Annotated in this window: 12 protein-coding genes; 1 reads left to right on the plus strand and 11 read right to left on the minus strand. The window is 62.7% G+C overall.

Annotation, left to right across the window (positions count from 1 at the left end; all coding sequences use genetic code 11):
- Window positions 1–75: 75 nt before the first annotated feature.
- From SB772_RS07775 to SB772_RS07825, 11 genes are all read right to left on the minus strand, one after another.
- Complete coding sequence (locus SB772_RS07775; protein ID WP_410832694.1) at window positions 76–498, minus strand: phasin family protein; 423 nt, start codon at window positions 496–498, stop codon at window positions 76–78.
- A gap of 96 nt (window positions 499–594) precedes the next feature.
- Complete coding sequence (locus SB772_RS07780) at window positions 595–2,307, minus strand: alpha/beta fold hydrolase (RefSeq protein ID WP_410832695.1); 1,713 nt, start codon at window positions 2,305–2,307, stop codon at window positions 595–597.
- Window positions 2,308–2,355: 48 nt separating this feature from the next.
- The gene (locus tag SB772_RS07785; RefSeq protein WP_410832696.1) at window positions 2,356–2,820 is read right to left on the minus strand and encodes a MaoC family dehydratase; all 465 of its coding nucleotides are present in this window, start codon (window positions 2,818–2,820) and stop codon (window positions 2,356–2,358) included.
- Window positions 2,821–2,853: 33 nt separating this feature from the next.
- On the minus strand, window positions 2,854–4,497 hold the full coding sequence (locus SB772_RS07790) for a fatty acid--CoA ligase (protein WP_410832697.1): 1,644 nt from the start codon (window positions 4,495–4,497) through the stop codon (window positions 2,854–2,856).
- Window positions 4,498–4,765: 268 nt separating this feature from the next.
- On the minus strand, window positions 4,766–6,253 hold the full coding sequence (locus SB772_RS07795) for an MdtP family multidrug efflux transporter outer membrane subunit (RefSeq protein ID WP_410832698.1): 1,488 nt from the start codon (window positions 6,251–6,253) through the stop codon (window positions 4,766–4,768).
- 79 nt (window positions 6,254–6,332) lie between these two features.
- The gene (locus tag SB772_RS07800) at window positions 6,333–8,453 is read right to left on the minus strand and encodes an FUSC family protein (RefSeq protein ID WP_410832699.1); all 2,121 of its coding nucleotides are present in this window, start codon (window positions 8,451–8,453) and stop codon (window positions 6,333–6,335) included.
- A gap of 7 nt (window positions 8,454–8,460) precedes the next feature.
- Window positions 8,461–9,531: a multidrug transporter subunit MdtN gene (gene mdtN, locus SB772_RS07805; RefSeq protein ID WP_410832700.1), complete on the minus strand. Its 1,071-nt coding sequence runs from the start codon at window positions 9,529–9,531 to the stop codon at window positions 8,461–8,463.
- 19 nt (window positions 9,532–9,550) lie between these two features.
- Complete coding sequence (locus tag SB772_RS07810) at window positions 9,551–9,793, minus strand: YtcA family lipoprotein (RefSeq protein ID WP_410832701.1); 243 nt, start codon at window positions 9,791–9,793, stop codon at window positions 9,551–9,553.
- 238 nt (window positions 9,794–10,031) lie between these two features.
- Window positions 10,032–10,397, minus strand: a complete 366-nt coding sequence (locus tag SB772_RS07815; protein WP_410832702.1) for a response regulator — start codon at window positions 10,395–10,397, stop codon at window positions 10,032–10,034.
- A 44-nt stretch (window positions 10,398–10,441) separates the two neighbouring features.
- Window positions 10,442–11,080 carry a response regulator transcription factor gene (locus SB772_RS07820; protein WP_410832703.1) on the minus strand — a complete coding sequence of 213 codons (639 nt, stop codon included), beginning with the start codon at window positions 11,078–11,080 and terminating at the stop codon, window positions 10,442–10,444.
- Between the two features lie 299 nt (window positions 11,081–11,379).
- The gene (locus tag SB772_RS07825; RefSeq protein WP_410832704.1) at window positions 11,380–12,762 is read right to left on the minus strand and encodes a sensor histidine kinase; all 1,383 of its coding nucleotides are present in this window, start codon (window positions 12,760–12,762) and stop codon (window positions 11,380–11,382) included.
- A 464-nt stretch (window positions 12,763–13,226) separates the two neighbouring features.
- Here SB772_RS07825 and SB772_RS07830 point away from each other — a divergent pair, with 464 nt between their 5' ends.
- Entirely contained in the window at window positions 13,227–15,965 is a 2,739-nt protein-coding gene (locus SB772_RS07830; protein ID WP_410832705.1) for a LuxR C-terminal-related transcriptional regulator, read from the plus strand.
- Window positions 15,966–15,977 lie beyond the last annotated feature (12 nt).

The raw sequence follows: 15,977 nt of genomic DNA on the forward strand, positions 1-15,977 counted from the left end.
CATGACGTGACATGACACGACACGTCGGACCGCCGCTGCCTCGGCGGCATCGGTGTTTCGCATTGCGATGCAACGTTACTTCCTGGGTTGCAGCAGCGCCTTCAACTCTTCGACGTGCTCAGCGACACGCTTCGTCACCACCGCGAAACTGTCGGATTGGGCCCGGTATGCCGTGTCCGCGAGTTCCTGCATGTCCACCAGCGCCTTGTGCAACGCCTGTTGAACTACTTCGCCGGTATTCGCGGCTGGCTTGCCGCCTGACGCGGTCAGGCGCGTGACGAGCGACTGCAGCTCGGTCATCGTCGTGTGCAGAATCTCCGTCTGCCGGTTCGCGAGCGATTGCATGCCGGCGAGCGCGGTCGTGTTGGCCTGCGCCAGGGCGTCGATGTCCTTGCGGCGCGACTCCAGAAGCGCGGCAACGTCGATGCCCGGCAGCTTGAATTGCCCGATCATCTTCGTGTATTCAGTGAAAAGGCTGTTGGGATTGGTTGATTCCATGGTCAAGACTCCAAAAGACTGCGTTGAAAAAATGCGGGCCGTGATGCGGTGATGCCGTGATGCGGTGAGGCGACTACACGGCCCAAGAGGGGTACGTCACGCTTGCATCACGTAGGTGCCGGGCGCCTGGGCGAGCGACGCATATCGCTCGTTGCCGGGCGACGCCGGCGCGGCCCGGCGCTCGCCTGAACGGGCGGCCAGCCAGTCTCGCCAGTTATTCCACCACGAGTCCTTTTCGGGCTGCGCGGCAGCGAGCCACGCGTCGGCACTGGCCGGCAGCGCCGGGTCCGGATTGACGAAGAACTTCGCCTTCGGATTGCCCGGCGGGTTGATCAGGCTTTGAATATGGCCGCTCGAACTCAGCACAAAGCGCGTATTGCCGCCGAAAGTCCGCGCCGAGTTGTACACGCCCTTCCACGGTGTGATGTGATCCGTGATGCCGGCCACCACGTACTTGTCGCAGGTCACCTCGGCCAGGTCGATCGGCGTATCCAGCACCGTCAGCGCGCGCGGCTTGCAGAACAGGTTGCCCGTGAAAATATCGAGCAGTTGTCCGTGCAGCTTCGCAGGCAATCGGGTCGTGTCGTTGTTCCAGTAGAGGATGTCGAAAGCAGGCGGGGTCTTGCCCAGCAGGTAGTTGTTGACCCAGTAGCTCCACACCAGGTCGTTGGGGCGCAGCCACGCAAACACGCGGCCCATCTCCTCGCCGGCGAGCACGCCCCGCGCGGTGCTGCTCTGCTTGGCCGCCGCGATCGCTTCCGGCGTCGCGAAGAGGCCGAGTTGCGACTGTTCGGTGTTGTCCAGCACGGCGACCATCAGCGTGGCGGCGTTGACGGTCTTTTCACCGCGGCTCGCGAGGTGCCCGAGCAGCGCCGAAATCGTCATCGCGCCGGAGCAGGCGCCGTGCAGATTCACATCGTCGCTGCCGGTGATGTCACGTACCGCCGCGATCGCTTCAATGAGCGCGGTGACGTAGGTATCCATGTCCCAGTCGCGCTGCGCGGCGGTGGGATTGCGCCAACTCACGACGAACACCTGGAACTCGTTCTTCACCAGGTAGTTGACGATGCTCTTGCCTTCCGACATGTCGAACACGTAGAACTTGTTGATCTGGGGCGGCACGATCAGTTGCGGGCGGCCGTACACCTGCTCCGTGGCCGGCGCGTACTGGATCAGCTCAAGCACCTCACTGCGAAATACCACCGTACCCGGCGACGTGCCGAGATTCTTGCCGACTTCGAATGCCGTGCGGTCGACCTGCTCGGGCATGCCCTGGTTCTTCAGCAGGTCCATTATGAAGTTCCTGAACCCGCCAAGCAGGCTCGCGCCGCCCGACTCGACGATCTTCTTGAGCGCCGCCGGATTGCCGAGCAGCGTATTCGTCGGCGCCAACGCGTCCGTGAAAAGCGACATCACGAACTGCGCGCGCTCCTTGCTTTTCGGCTCCAGTGCCGAGCGGGCGACGAACCCGTTCAAGGCATCGCGCCACGCCACATAGCCTTGCAGCGTCATGCGGTACCACGCGTTGTCCTGCCACGCCGGATCGCCGAAGCGCTTGTCGCCCTGCGGCAGCGTGCACTCCGCGCTGCCGGACAGCACGGCAATCAGCTCGCGGGCCAGCGCCGCTTCCTGTTCGGCGACCAGCGCCGGTTGCCGCAACGCCTGGGCGCCGATCTGCTGTGCAGTGGCCAGGATGTCGCACGGGCGCAGCCCGACAAACGGATTGGGACCGAGCATGCCCTCCGCCGCAGACGCCGCGAGATCGTCGGGCGGCGTGCCGCGTGACGTGTTTTCAGGGGTTACCGCCATTTTGCTGCTCCTAAAACGATTGCATCATGTTCGTCAGACGATCCGGGCTCATGCCACCAGCATCGCCAGCGTCTCCGCGATCAGGGCCGGTTTGGCCTCGCCCTCGATCTGCAGTTCGTTCATCGTCTTGACGATGACGCGGCCGCCGGCCTTTTTCTCCACCGACACCAGCGTCACGCGATTGCGTACCCGCGCGCCGGCCTTCACCGGTGTCATGAAGCGCACCTTGTCGAGCCCGTAGTTCAGCCCGGCCGATGCGTCCTCGGGAATCAGGCCGATCTCGATCGCGAGCGCCGCCAGTAAAGACAGCGTCAGATAGCCGTGCGCGATCGTGCCGCCGAACGGGCTCTCGCGCTTCGCACGCTCCACGTCCACATGAATCCACTGTTTGTCGCCGGTGCATTGCGCGAATGCGTCGATGCGCGCCTGGTCGACGACAACCCAATCCGACACGCCCAGTTCGCGGCCGACGAAGTCGTCAATCGCGGCAAGGCTGTATTCCTTGATGCTCATCGTGCTGCTCCTCGAGTTACACCTCGTGACCGGTCAGGCGAACTGTTCGCGCAACCACTTCTTGTTCATCTTGCCGACGCTCGTCTTCTGCAACGCGTCGACGAACTTGACGACCTGTGGCACCGCGTACTTCGAAATCCGCCCGGTCGTGCTGAACGTCATCACATGCTGTTTGATGTCTTCTTCGGTCGCCGCTACGCCGTCCTGCAGCACCACAAGCGCCACGGGCCGCTCGCCCCACTTGTCGTCCTTGATGCCGATCACCGCGACTTCGGAGACGCCCGGATACAACGAAATCAGGCTTTCGATTTCAAGCGACGAGATCCACTCGCCACCCGACTTGATCACGTCCTTGATGCGATCCGTGATCTGCAGATTGCCGGTCGGGTCGATATTGGCGATGTCCTGCGTGTGCAGATAACCGCCCGCCCACAACTGCGTGGACGCCTCGGGATTGTTCAGGTAGCCCTGTGTCAGCCAGGGCGCGCGCACAACGACCTCGCCGTAGGCATTGCCGTCGTGCGTAACGTCTTCCATGCTCTCGGTGACGATGCGCAGATCGACCAGCGGGACCGGCCTGCCGGTCTTGCAGCGCAGGCGCACCTGCTCATCGAGGTCAACGCCCTCGCTACCGGGCGGAAGTTGCGCGAGGCTCAATACAGGGCACGTCTCGGACATGCCGTAGCCGACGAAAACGTCGATACCCCGCTCGAGTGCGGTGCGTGCGAGACCGTGCGGCAAGGCGCCGCCGCCAATCACGATCTTCCACTTGCTGAAATCGGCCGACTTCGCCTCGGCGCAGCCAAGCAGCATGTGCAGGATCGTGCTCACGCAATGCGAGAACGTGACGCCTTCGTCGCGTATCAGTTGCACCAACCGTTCCGGCACGTAGCGGCCCGGATAAACCTGCTTCACCCCCAGTACCGTGGCGATGTAGGGCATGCCCCACGCGTGCACGTGGAACATCGGCGTGAGCGGCATATAGACGTCGCCGCGGTGAAAGCGCTGGCCCGACACCGGACTGGCCAGCGCCGCCATTACGGTGAGGGTGTGCAGCACGAGTTGCCGGTGCGAAAAATAGACTCCCTTGGGCAAGCCGGTGGTGCCCGTCGTGTAGAACGTCGTGGCCCGCGTGTTCTCGTCGAAATCGGGGAATGCGTAGCTGGTCTCGCTGGCGGCCAGCATCGCTTCGTATTCGGTAGCGAAAGGAATGGTGTGCGCGCTTGCGTCGCTGCCCGGCTCGTCGATCCAGACGAAGGTGCGCACCGTTTCAAGCTGGTCCTTGATCGCCTCGATCACCGGCAGAAAATCGGTGTGAACCAGCAGGATTTCCGCACCGGCGTGGTTGATCGTATAAGCGATCTCCGCCTGCGAGAGCCGCACGTTGACCGTCTGCAGCACGGCGCCCATCATCGGGACCGCGAAATAGCACTCAAGATAGCGGTGACTGTCCCAGTCCATCACGGCAACCGTGCTGCCGTGCCGCGCGCCGAGTCTGCCCAGGCCATTGGCGAGCCGCGCAATGCGTTCGTGCAGCGTGGCATAGGTCATGCGGACCTGACCGCGGTAGACGATTTCCTGGTCCGGGGCCTGAACAAACGGCGTATGCAGCAGTTGCCTGATCAGCAGCGGATACGCATAAGCGTTGGGCGTCGGGTCTTGCATGTCGTCCTGCATCTACATCTCCTCGATTCCGAAAATGGATCACGGGCTGACACGGGTGGTTCGTCGTGTGGCGCGTTCAGTGGCATCCCGAATGAAGCCATGATCGGCGCGCGAGGCGTGCCGGACCATCCCCTGAAAGGGGGAGCGGCATGGGTGATCGCAAGGAGGGTGGTAAACCCGCGGGATGCGGCGGTAGCCGGCTGGCTGGGCGCCAGCTGGCGGGCGGCTTTAGTGCGGCTGGCGGGCGACTTCAGTACGGTTGGTACCGCCCGGCGATCGTTCAGCGCGGTTTGAGTTCGACGGGCGAATCGGCGCGATAGCCGCCGCCCAGCGCTTTTGTCAGCGCAATTTCCTGACTGAGCCGCTGCCCGTCGAGGTTGACGAGCGCAACCTGCTCGGCAATCAGCGGCTGGCGCGCCTCCAACGCCGTGAGGCGGTTCGCCAGCCCGCGCTGGTAATAAGCTTCGGCGCTGTCTCGCGCGAAGGCCACGGCCTGCACCTTCTGCGTCTGCAGTTGCGTTTCTGCATCCAGGTCCTGCAGGCGGCTGCCGGTCGACGCGACATCGCGCACGGCATCGAGCACTGCCTGGTTGTACTGCTCGATCAGCATATTGCTGGCCGCGCGCGCACCGCCCAGATTCGCATTGAGACGCCCGCCGTCGAAGATCGGCAGGGTCAGACCGGGAATCAGATTGATCTGCTGGCTCGCGTGCGTGAACAGATCGGCCAGATGCAGCGCGTCGAAGCCAAAGAACGCCTTGATGTCGAAGCTGGGGTAGAACGCCGCCTTCGCGGCGTCGATCTGGTCGAACGAAGACTCGACGTACCAGCGCGCCGCCTGCAGGTCTGGGCGCCGCGCCAGTAATTCGTATGACAGGGTGGCCGGCAAGCCGGCCTGCGGCTGCGGCAACGGTACGGGCTCGATCTCCTGCAGACCGGCCGGCCCGGCGCCGATCAGTGCCCGCAACGACTCGCGGAACTGCTTGAGCTGCCCCTGCGCCGCGACGATCTGACGTTGCACGGCCAGTTGTTGCGCGCGCGCTTCTTCGACCCGGGTCCGCGACTCCAGTCCGCGTGCCGCGCGCGCCGCGTGCGTTTCCAGCGCGAACGCCGCGACCTGTTGCGACTGCTCCAGCAGATCGATGAGCTGATAGGTGGTCTGGATGCCGTAATAAAGCTGCGCGACGTCGGTCGAGATTTCGAGTTCGACCGCCGACGTCTCCGCGAGGCGCGCGTTGTGCACGCCCAGCGACGCCGCCACCTGCGCGCGTTGCTTGCCCCAGATATCGATGTCGAGACTGGCGCCGAGCCCGACGATGCCCTCGGTGTACCACGGCCCCGTCAGCCCCGCAGCCGGTTCGTTCTTTGCGAACGGGCCGAGAAAGCCGTTTGCGGAAATATGCTCGCGATCGACCGAGCCCAGCGCAACCACCTGAAGATTCGAACCGGCTTTCACCAGTTCGACATTCGATCTGGCCTGCGCCACCCGGGTGCGGGCGAGCACGATCGTCGGTGCATCCGCGAGTGCGCGCTCGATCAGCGCATCGAGCTGCGGATCGCCGTAGGCAGTCCACCAGCGCGCTGACGGCCAGCCGTCGCGCGCCAAATGGATATCGTCGGCGAGACGGATCTGCTCCGGCTGGATCTGGGCGGACGGCGTGCCGTTCTGGTGGATCAGCGCGCAGCCCGAGAGCACGAACGACATCCATGCGACGCATGACGAGCATCGGCGCCAGCGCCAGTCCCGCAAACCCGGGCGCGCCTTCATGATGTCTCCCGCCGGGCCGCCCCAAGGGAGGCATCCGCCCCCTTGGGGGGCAGCGAACGATAGTGAGCGTGGGGGTCGTTCACGTTCTTATGGCCTGTGATGAGGGCGCCGCGACGGGCGTCTCGACGCGCCAGTCCGGCAATCCTGCGACCTGGCGCGACAGGTCGTCCGCAGCGGCGATGAGCGGCTGATCGGTGGGTTGGGTCGGTTGGGTCGGTTCGGCTGCCTGCGCGGCAATCGCGATGCGTCGCGGCGCGTGCGCGTCGGGCGGGTTGGCGGCAAGGCCGTCCGCGTACCGGTTGAGTTCGATCGACGCCTGTTCCTGGGTCGAGCGCGCTGCATCGACCGCGCGTGGGCTCGACGATTCCGTTTGCGCCGCCAATGTGCTGCGCAGCGCATCGCCCGCCAGCATGATCTCGCGGCCCTGCGCGACAACCGTTTGCGCGAGAAGCGTCAGCTGCTCCTGCTCCCCCTCCCGCCAGCCGGGTTCGAGCGCGACGCGCGAGAGCGTCGCCTCGCAATCGCCCAGCACGGCCCACGCCTGCAACTGGCGCTGCGCATAGGGCAACTCATCCCCGCTTTCGACGCCTGGCCGCGGCGTGCGCAGCTGGGCGGCAATCGCGCGCAACAAGGTGGCGAGCTTCTGCCGCAGCGCATCGCCCTCGCCCTCCCGCCAGAACGACATCTGCACGAAGGTCGCCACGCCGACGCCCAGCAGAATGCCCACCATCCGGTCGCGAATTTCGGTGAGGTTGGTGGTTGGGCCGAACTGTTCGAGCAAGGCGAGCGAGAAGGTGAACATCACCTGCAGGCCGGCATAGCTGATCCGCTCCGACCCGGCCGTTATCCACGCCCCGAGCGCGATAACGGGCAGCGCCATGAGCAGCAGACTGACCACGTCGTCAATATGGGAAACGACGAACACGACCATGAACAGCGCCAGCGCGCTGCCGACTGCCGCCCCACCCACCCGCAACAACGCACGTTGCGTCGACGCGCCGAGGCTCGGCAGCGCGACGATCAGACAGGTCAGCATGATCGTGTGGATACCTTGCCAGTCGACGGCGTTGTAAAACACATAGCAGATCAGCACGGCAAGCAGCGTCTTCAGCGAAAAGCGCATGTAGGCGGGATTGGTCCATGCATCGGGCGCGACCATCGGCTCGCTCGCGGGCGGCTTGCCGGGCGCGGCGGCACCGCTTGCAACCAGATCGGCGTAGCCGTGCAGCGCGCGCTGCAATTCGGCGGCCGCGGGTATCGAATCGGCGACGGCGCGCTCTTCAGGCGTCGCGGTGACCACGTAGCGATAGGGTTCGCCCGACATCACCGATTCATCGAGCGCCCGGGCGTTCGCGCGCAGCTCGCGCAATATCGCAAGCCGCGCGGCCGGTGCCTCCGGCCGCGTAGCCGGCAACTCGCTCGCGCTGCGATAAAGGCGCGATACGGTCGCGATGCATGCAAGCTGCAACGCCTGATGTTCGCGGTAGTGGGCATCACGCATCGTCGCGAACCGCAGCAGCTTTTGCAGCGTCAGCGCGCCTTGCTGGACACTCGCCAGCGTGATCGGCGCGGTGCGCGCGGCGCCGTCGATCAATTGCGTCAGACGCGCGTCCAGCGCCGCGAGTTGCCGATGCATTTCCGCCTTGAGTTGCAATTGCGGTTCGGCGGGCAGCAACAAGGTGTTTACCACGAGCGTCAGCGCGATCGGGTAGTTGACGGCGACCCACACCCACAACACCGCGCGGATCAGCAGGTCGGCCTGATCGGTCAGGTCCACGAAGCTCTGCACGTAGATCACAACGATGGCGACGATGAAGAACACCACGCCGATCTTGAGAACGCGAAGCAGATACACGCTGCCGAAGAACAGCAGACTCGCGGTCACGATGCGTAGCAGCGGATAGTCGAAGGTGAACTTCAGCACCAGGATCGACAGGCCGATCGCAAGCGTCGATCCGACGATAAACATCACGCCGACCAGCCGCGTGACCACCACGTTCGACTGCGTGACATAGAACACCACCAGCAGCGACAGCGCGAGCTCCGGCACTTCGAGCGCCATCGACGCGACGATCACGATGGCGCTTGTCAGCACGCAACGCAACATCACGTTGAGACGTCCGGGGAACGGCGCGAACTCACGCCCCAGGAAAGCGCCTGCAGCGCGCAGCGAGACGGGCAGGTAGTCGGCGGCGGTCATGGGCTCCTCAATGGCGCTCGCCGTTGCCGTTGCCATCGCCGGCGCGCCCGGGTTCCAGCACGGCCACCGCCGACGTACCGACGCGGAACAGCTCCAGGTTCGGCTGGTCGACCCGGATTTTCACCGGAAAGCGTTGCGCTACATGCACCCAGTTAAGCGTGCGTTGAATGTGGGGCAACCCGCTGGGCAAGGCAAGGCCGCCCTCATCGTTCGCGACGCCGTAACTGATCGAATCGACCTTGCCCTGGAAGCGCTGGCCTGGATCGCTCATCAGGTAGACCGTGGCGGGTGTGCCCGCGCGAATGCCCTTGAGTTCGGTCTCGCGAAAGTTCGCGACCACATACCAGTGACGCGTGTCGATCAGCGTGAAGACGGGTTTGAGTGCCGTTGCAAACTCGCCGGTCGATGTCTTCAATGACACCACGCGTCCGTCGAACGGAGCGCGCACCGTCGCGTACTCCAGATTCAGTTCGGCAATCGAGATCTCCGCCATGACGACAGCACGTTGCGCGACCAGCGCATCAACGCCGCTCACCGCCGCTGCCGCCTGTTGCGCCTGCAGTTGCGCGGCGCTGAGTTCCGCCTGCGTGGAGCGTTGCGCGGTGCGCGCGCGGTCGACGTCTTCCGCCGACACATAACCGTGCGACAGCAGTGGCTCCATGCGGTGCAGCGTATCGGATGCCTGACTGGAGGCGGCGCGCGCGCGTTCGACGGCCGCACGCACCGACTCCGCGTTGTACTGTTGCGCATTGACCGAGCGCTGGGTCAGTTCGATCTGACGGTCGAGCGCGACGAGGGACGCCTTGCCCCGCGTCAGTGCATCCTGATACGGACGCGGATCGATGCGCAACAGCAGATCGCCCTGCTTCACCGCCTGATTGTCACGCACGGCCAGCTCGACGATACGCCCGTTGACCTCGGGCACGACGTTGATCGTATCCGCATAGACATAGGCGTCGTCGGTGCGCGGCGCACGGTCAAGCTGCCGGACGACGAAAACCAGCAGCAGCAGCGTCAGCACGACCAGGATAATGGCCGGCCATTTTCTCTTCGATGTCCTGCTGGCTACGGTCGCCATTCAACCACCCGAACGAGATTCAATGTTGGAACGCCACCAACCAGATAGCGAACGCAAGGAAAGCGACCAGCGTGGGATACACCACGGCTGAAGGCCACATCAGATGGTCGGCCTGCAAACGCTTGAGGATCAGATAAATGACGACCGTGAGCACAACGCCTGCGACGATACAGAACAGCCAGTCCGGAAAGTACGCGCCGAGCACGCTGATCGACGGCGCGTTCACGCACCCCGACAGGAGGATCGCGACGATCGTGGCCATGCCGATTGCACGCTTTGGAACGTTGCCTCTGGCGATGGGAATGTGCTGTTTCAAAGTCGTCCCCGTGGGTGGAATCCATGTCACTGCAGCCCGCGCTCCGTTCGCCGGGAGCTTGTAGACGTATCAACCCGTCACGATAACGTCTGCAGAGGCATTCCGCATTACATATATATGCAATGTCGCCGCAAGAAACAACAATATAAAGTTCAGGGTTAAGCCCGTTATCAAGCGACGCTTATTAAACGATGCTATCCAGCAGGTCCAGCAATGCATCTCCGTCGACAGGTTTCCGGAAGAAACCTAGCGCACCTCTTTGCAAATAGTAATCTTCCGTATGCTCGCTCGGTTTGCCCGTGATAATAATGACCGGCGTGGCTGCGTCTGAATGAACCGTTCTATCGAGCACCTGAATACCGTCGATGGGCCGCATGCCCAGATCGGTAACCACGCATACCAGACCCGCACAGCCGTCGGCGAAAAAATCCAGAGCGGATTCGTAAACCCGTGTTCTGTATCCACCAGAGGCCAGCAGGTTCGCCAGCGACGTCAGAACGCGCCGGTCATCATCAATCACGGCAACCGTTCTGGCCGGAGGCGTGGACATTTTATTCTCCGGTCATCGAGTCCAACAAAAAATTGGCGTTGGCGTCAGGCGTAGAAAGTGGTTGTGGGCGATGTTTCGAGTTGCAATTTGCACGCCTGCCTGACCAGCGTGGCAAATGAATCCGCTCGCATTTTTCTCATGATGTGGCCACGATGCACCTGCACCGTATATTCGGTAATCCCAAGTACCGCCGCCGCCTGCTTGTTCAGCAGGCCGCTTGCGAGCAGCGGAAAAATCTCCTGCTCACGAGGCGTCAGCGACCGATAGAGCGCCTGGAGCACCGCTGTATCTTGCGCCTCCCTGCGAAGAACTTGCGCTCTCGCGAGTGCCGCATCAACCGCGCGTATCAACTCGTCTTCATCGAGGGGCTTGGTGAGGAAGTCAACCGCCCCGCCCTTCATCGCAAGCACCGTGGAAGGCACATCGCCCTTTCCAGTAATGAAAATGACGGGAATCTGTGAGTCTTTGCTGACCAACTTCTGGACTTCCAGCCCATTCATGCCGGGCATTCGCAAATCCAGAATCAGACATGAAACGGCCTTCTGACGCGGCGTGTCCAGAAACTCCCTGCCGGAGTCGAATGCGCGGACATCTCTTCCGTTTGCGCGTAGCAGCGCGGAGAGTGCTTCTCGCACCCGCCTGTCGTCATCAACCACATACACCAGTTCGCCTGCGGATTCCATGCACCTTCTCCGTTGCCAGGTGAAAACCCAGCCTGACGTCGGCACAGACGGTCCACGATAATTTCCCTGAATGTTCTTACGTGGTCCTGCCGACAAAAAATTATAGCCGTCGGAACGGTTACCCGGTGGAAAGTGGGCCGTGTTCTGCATTACATAAATATGTAATCGCACGGCCCAATATGAAACTGTAGGCTTGAAAGCTGTCTAGATGCGGTGCGGTGCGCAGCGGCTGGGTCGAGGCCAGGTTCAGGCTGATCATGCTGATCGCCGGAGGCGGATGGCGATACCGCCTGCCATCGTCAACGTGTGGACGCGTTCGACCTTTCTATCGGCAGGCTGAAGCTGAAGGTTACGCCGCGGGACACATTGCGCGCGGCCCAAATCCGGCCCGCGTGTGCTTCCATGATGGACTTGCAGATTGCCAGCCCCATGCCCATGCCTGTTTTCTTTGTGGTGAAAAATGGCTCGAAGATCTTCTCGAAGTTCACCTGCCCCGTACCGTGATCTTCCACGTCGATCACCACATTGCCTGCATCGCGCCGTGAGCGAATCACTAGCAGCCTCGGTCGTTCCTCCATTGCCGCCAACGCTTCGATTGCGTTGCGCACGAGGTTCACCAGCACCTGTTGAATCTGAACCGCGTCCGCGCTGATCTTCGACACGTCTTCGCCGAGAATTGTCTCGAGCGAAACCGCATTGTGCTGGATGTCGTCGGCCATCAGCGTGCATACCTGAAGAATCAGCTTGTTGACATCGAGATCGACCCTTTGCGGAGCCGTGTGCCTGAAAAGCGCCCGGATGCGGCTCACCACGTCCGCCGCGCCATTCGCGTCGCGGAGAACCTGCTCGGCCGAGTATTTGGCTTCGTCTAGCCTGGGCGGTGTTGCCGCGAGCCATCGCACGCAGGCGTGTCCATGCGCGACGATGGCCTGGAGCGGCTGGTTGAGTTCGTGGGCGATGGAGGCGGACAGTTCGGCAACGGCCGCGAGCCTCGACGCCTGCGCCAGTCTCTCCTGCGCATCGCGCAAGGCCTTCGACAGCTCTGCGCCGTCATCGATGTCGACATCGAGGCCGAAGAACTTCATCACTTGCGCGCCGGCCGCTTCAGTACCGCGGTGCTCCCGGACGTGCTCGACTTCGATCCTTGAGAGCAGGTCCGGCTCGGCCAATAACTGCTCGAGGAGCGCGACGAGATGATGCCGCACGCTGTCGGAGCGGCGCGCGCCTTCCTCGATTGCGATGGCGAGTTCCGCCCACCGCGGCTGCCGGTATTGATCAGCCAGATAGGCCCGGACTACGATCTGCGCAATGAAATCGAAGTGATCCAGCAGATACAGCGAGACGTCGACCAGAAGTTCTTTGGCAATACGCTCGTCCAGCTCGCCGAGCGCGATGTAGGTGCTCCAGATTTCCCGTAACCCCAAGTGCAGCGCCTGAAGATGGCTCTGCAGCGGCACACGTTGATGGTCACGTCTCTGGCTGATTTCGCGAAAGACGTCCAGGTCCTGTGCCGAGGGACGTTCGCCCGACAACAGCGTCTCGAACCAGACTTTGGCCGACAGCGTGACGGATTCCTGAACGTCCCGCTTCGCTGCCGGTGCGAGCAACTTGTATCCGTCGATCTGCGTCAGTAACGCCAGCGTACGTTCGACGACAAGCGTCAGATCCGCAGCGATGGACACGGTTTTTTCACGAAAGTGACCGCTGATTCTTGGGACTTTGGCTAACACGGAGGCATATCCATCAATAACGGGCGCACGATTTCAAACAGTAAGGAGCCCCGGCGCAGCGACGTCTGCGACTGCGCACTGACCGGTTCCTGCCTGACACCTGCAATGGGATTAGACGCGACGTATCATGTAGCGAAAAACGGGTTGGTCCACGCAAGGTGCCGGTGAGCCGCCCGGCGGTGATCGGCAGGCGCATTACCCCTGGCCGGGGGCGCGTCGATCTCAATCCGGTATACGTATGGTCTCCTGGCGCGGCACGGTCTACCATCCCCCATATTGGGGAGAGTCCGGAGAGTCCCACCCTCCCCCAATATGGGGGATGCGCTTCAATAAATGGGAGACGGCGGCAAGCACGGCCCCCAATAACTGACTGACTCAAAACAATGGGTGACTGAAACATGCGCGTGATTGGAGAAATGTCCGCGAGCGGCCTGCACTTTTTCCTCGCAACGAAGATCGTTCCGCCGCGCGTGCCGGTGGATCTGATCGCTCGCCCGCGGCTTGTCGGTCTGGCTGAGCGCGCCGCAAACAAACGTCTCACGGTGATCAAGGCGCCCGCCGGATTCGGCAAGACTTCACTGGCGCTCACCTGGCTCGACCGGCTGCGCGCGAGCGGTGCACAGGTGGCGTGGCTCTCGCTCGACACAGAAGACGACGAACCCGCGCGCTTCCTGAACTATCTGGCGCATGCATTGCGGCGTGCCTGCGAAAAGGTCGGCGCCGCGGCGATCAGTCTGACTGCCGATGCCGCGTTCGTCCCGCTGCACGCCGTTGTTTCCACGCTCGTCAATGAGCTTGTCGAAGTCGGCGACGAGGTCGTCCTGTTTCTGGACGACTATCACCAGGTCAGCCTTCCTGCCGTGCACGACGCTATGTCGTTCCTTATCGAAAAGGCCCCGCCCAATCTGCATGTGGTCCTCTGCGGCCGCACCGATCCACCGCTGCCGCTCGCGAGGCTGAGAGCAGGAGACGATCTGCTGGAAATCGATGAGCCGGTGTTGCGTTTCGACTTCGACGAAACGAGGCGCTTCGTCGAACGTGTATTGCCCGGCACGCTGAACGCTTCGCACATCCAGGCGCTATATGCGGGCACGGAGGGCTGGGCTGCGGCGTTGCGCATCCAGATGTCCGTGCTATCGAGCAAGGACGGCCAAACGGTTCGGGAGCGTCAGGCGCCGTCCGGTACGTCACGACCGTTCGCCGCCTATCTCGAACACATGTTCGAGCGCTTGCCGACCGACATGGTCGAGTTCATGCTGCGCACGTCGATACTCGACCGCTTGAGCGCACCGCTCTGCGAGGCGATAACGGGCCTGCACACGAGCCAGCGCATGCTGGACGAAATCGCCGGGGGCCATTTACTGTTGCAGGCGCTCGACTACAACGGGCAATGGTTCCGTTACCACCCTCTGATGGGCGAGTACCTGCGGGCGAAGCTCGAAGCACAGCACGCCGACGAACTGACGGAACTACATTGCCGCGCGTGTGCGTGGTATGGCGGACAGGAGTTGTGGACTGAGGCGGTTAAACATGCGATCGCCGCGGGGAGTGCGGATAACGCGATTCGTCTGATGGAGCGGTGCGCGATGGCGCTGGTCAAGAAAGGTGACCTGCTCACGCTGCTCGACTTGCAGCACCGCTTTCCCGCCGTTCTGGCCGGTGCACAGGTGAAGGTTACGCTGGCGATCGCCTGGGGGATGGCGCTCGCCATGCATTTCGAAGAGGCGCTCGCGCTGCTGGATGCGGTCGAACACGATCTCCCGTCCGGCACTGGCGCCGAACCCAAAGACATCCGAAGGGAATGCCGGGCGATCCGCTCGGTTGTCGCGGCACTGCAGGACGATCCTGAGCGCGCGCTCGCTATCGCTGAGCCATGCATCGAGCAGCCGTCTGCCGATATCTGGACAACCAATGTGGCATCGAACGTCGTGCGCTTCGCGCATTGGAAGGCCGGCAATCTCGAAGCGCTTTACGCAACGCCGTGGATGCCCTATTCAGCCGAAGAAAACCAGCGCAATCTGTATTCCTCGGTCTACCGGCAATGCCTGCTGGGACATGCGGAGATGCAACAGTTGCACTTCGGCCTTGCCGAACGGTATTTCACCGAATCGATGCAACTGGCCGAACGCCATGCCGGTCCGGATTCGATTTCGGTCGCGCTGTGCGCCCCGATGATCGGCCAGATCCGGTACGAGCAAGGCCGGCTGGACGAGGCTGAAACACTGGTTGCCGGGTTGATGCCGGTGATTGATGTTGCAGTCCTGCTCGATAGCGTGCTGATTGCCTATCGTCTCCTCATCCGGATCGCCGCCGCACGTGCCGACGTGACGCAGGCGTACGCGTTGCTCGATCGGGCGCAGGCGTTGAGTTGCGCACGTCAATGGGAACGCATGACCGCCGCCGCGCTTGTCGAACGCACACGGCTATATCTTGCGGAAGGCAGAATGGTCGAAGCGGCTGCGTGCGTTGCGCAACTCGATCAGATGGCGGGCTCCAGTGCGCATTCTTCACGTTCCATCTCGCTCGAAATCGAAAACTATCGTGCACTCGGCGCGGCCTATGTTGCCGCAGCCCAACAGCGGACCGACGAGGTCACCGTGGTGCTGAGCGCCGCGCTGCAGAGCGCCGAAGGACAACATCGGGATTTTCTCGCGATACGGTTGCGAACCATGCTTGCGTTGGCCTGGCTGGCCGCGAACGAGCGCACCCGTGCAATTGAAATCTTTCGCGAAGTCCTGAAGGTCGCTGCGCGCGCAGGCGTGTACCAATCCATTCTCGACGTGGCGCCGGACATCGGATCGCTGCTGCACGCCGTCTGCGAAGACGCACGGCATACGGGGCACACAGAGCACACCGGGCAAACGAACGAGCTGATCGCCTACGTCAATCATCTGCTCGATGGCGCGCGGATTCTCTATCAACCCGGCGGCCCCCGTCAGTGCGACACTGAACGCGGATCGCTCAGTTCAAGAGAGCGCGAAATCGTCAATCTGATTGCCCGAGGACAGTCGAACAAGGAAATCGCGAACGTGCTCGGGATTGGCGCTGAAACCGTCAAATCTCATCTGAAGAGCGTCTTCATGAAACTGGGCGTCGACAAGCGCGCTCAAGCCGTTGCCCGTGCGCGGGATCTCGGTCTTGTTGGCTCAGACTAGGCCGCATGCCGA

This window comes from Paraburkholderia sp. SIMBA_030 (assembly GCF_046535245.1).
Taxonomy (GTDB): domain Bacteria; phylum Pseudomonadota; class Gammaproteobacteria; order Burkholderiales; family Burkholderiaceae; genus Paraburkholderia.